The following is a 2,313-nucleotide window of genomic DNA, read 5'->3' on the forward strand; positions in this document are numbered from 1 at the left end:
GAGGAGCTGGACGAAGCGGGTCAGGTGCAGGTAGCCGATCTCGCGCATGCGCCGTTCCAGGCCGGTCTCGCCGGGCAGGCGGGGCACTTCGGCGAGCGCTTCGCGGTAGCGGGTGTCCTCGTAGCCGGCGAGGTCGAGCTTGGCGAGGAGGCCGCGGTCGAGGAGGGCGGAGCGGCCTCCGCTGTGTTCGCCGGCGAAGCGGTCGGCGGCTCCGGCGGCGGCCCAGGGGAAAGTGTCGGCGTGCACGTGGGCGGGGTCGTGGAACCAGCGGTAGCCGCCGAAGACCTCGTCGGCGGATTCGCCGGACAGGGCGACGGTGGACTGCTCGCGGATGGCCTTGAAGAGCAGGTAGAGGGAGACGTCGCCGTCGCCGAAGCCGCTGATGGGCATGTCGCGGGCGGTGAGGACGGCGTCGCGGTTGGCCCTGGCCATCAGGTCGGCGGCGTCGAGGACGATGTCGGAGTGGTGGGAGGAGACGTGGGCGGCGAGGGCGTGGGCGTAGGGGCCGTCGGGGGTGGGCCGCAGGGGGTCCGGGCGGAAGTTCTCGGTGTGGCCGGTGAAGTCGACCGAGAAGGAGCGGACGGGGCCGGCTCCGGCGTCGGCGAGGCCCTTGGCGGCGAGTGCGGTGATGGCGGAGGAGTCGAGGCCGCCGGAGAGCAGGGTGCACAGGGGGACGTCGGCGATGAGCTGGCGGCCGACGATGTCGTCGAGCAGGTCGCGCACGTGGCGGACGGTGGTCTTGAGGTCGTCGGTGTGCTCGCGGGACTCCAGGGCCCAGTAGCGGCGCAGGATCAGGCCGCCGCGGCGTATGCGGGCGGTGTGGCCGGGGGGCAGTTCGTACATGCCCTTGTAGGCGGCGTGGCCGGGGGTCTTGGTGAAGGCGACGAGCTCGGCGAGGCCTTCGGCGTCGACGGCGGGGCGTACGGCGGGGTGGGCGAGGACGGCCTTGGGTTCGGAGCCGAACAGGACGCCGTCGGGCGTGGGGTGGTAGTACAGCGGCTTGATGCCCATGCGGTCGCGGACGAGGAGGAGTTCCTCGGTGCGCGGGTCCCACAGGGCGAAGGCGTACATGCCGTTGAGGCGCTCGGTGAAGTCCTCGCCCCATTCCAGGTAGGCGTGCAGGACGACCTCGGTGTCACTGCTGGTGCGGAAGACGTGCCCGTGGCTCTCCAGCTCGGACCGCAGCTCGCGGTAGTTGTAGACCTCGCCGCTGTAGGTGGTGACGAGCAGGGTGCGGCCGTCGCGTTCGACGCGCATGGGCTGGGCGCCGCCCTCGATGTCGATGACGGCGAGGCGGCGGTGGCCGAGGGCGGCGTGGGTGTCGAGCCAGGTGCCGCCGGCGTCGGGTCCGCGGCAGGCCATGGTGTGCGTCATCGCGTCGAGCGTGCCGCGCGCCGTCGTGAGGGCCGTGAGGTCCTGGTCGTAGGAGATCCATCCGGTGATCCCGCACATCGTTGCGTTCTCCCCTTTCGGTAGGCCGCCCCGGGTGCCCGGGTACGGCTGCTCCCCCGTGGGGTGCGGTCCCCGCCTCGGGGGCGGCGGGGACCGCGGGGATCACGGTACGCCCATATAGATGCATTCACCATCCATGTAGGAGTAAAACGCCGGGAACCCAGTGGGAACCGGCCAACTCCCGCCCCCCGCCGCACGATCGCGGGCCGCCGCCCGGGACCCGCTCAGGACAGAAAGACACACTCAGGACAGGAGACGGACTCAGGGCAGGAAGCGGAAGGCGGGCGCCGGGTGCATCAGGAACTCGTGGTGCGAGATGTTCCAGGCGTACGCGCCCGCCATCGCGAAGGCGATCCGGTCCCCCGCCCGCAGCTCGGCGACCGGAACCGCCCGGGCGAGGACGTCCTTCGGGGTGCACAACTGACCGCTGAGGGTGACCGGTTCGTCCAGGGCGGCCGGGCGCGGCCAGGGACGCTCCCAGGTGTCGACGGGCAGCACCGTGAAGGGGTGGTCGTGCCCCTTGGCAGCCGGGGTGCGCATGTGGTGGGTGCCGCCGCGGACGACCGCGAACGCCTCGCCGTGGCTGTGCCGGACGTCGAGGACCTCGGTGACGTACCAGCCGCAGTGGGCGGACAGCGCGCGCCCGGGCTCGATGCGCAGGGTGTAGCCGGGGTGCGCGGCGGCGAGGGCGGCGAGGCCCGCGCCGTAGGCGGCCCAGTCGAAGCGGGCGTGCGGGCGGGCGTAGTCGACGGCCATGCCGCCGCCCACGTTCACCTCGTCCAGCCCGAGGCCGTGCCGGGTGTCCAGCTCGCGCGCCCAGGCCGTGACGCGGGCGGCGACGGCGAGCAGGGCGGGCGCGGG

General features: G+C 72.9%; 1 protein-coding gene and 1 pseudogene. Both read right to left on the minus strand.

The genetic code is table 11. The annotated features are described in order from the left end of the window. On the minus strand, positions 1-1,452 hold a 1,452-nt coding region (gene asnB / locus V7793_RS36525; protein WP_336013978.1), incomplete at its 3' end, for an asparagine synthase (glutamine-hydrolyzing). Between the two features lie 261 nt (positions 1,453-1,713). Then, positions 1,714-2,313, minus strand: a pseudogene (locus V7793_RS36530) (type III PLP-dependent enzyme); the annotation flags it as partial.

Origin of the sequence: Streptomyces sp. KLMMK (genome assembly GCF_036961605.1) — a bacterium.
Taxonomy (GTDB): Bacteria; Actinomycetota; Actinomycetes; order Streptomycetales; family Streptomycetaceae; genus Streptomyces; species Streptomyces telluris.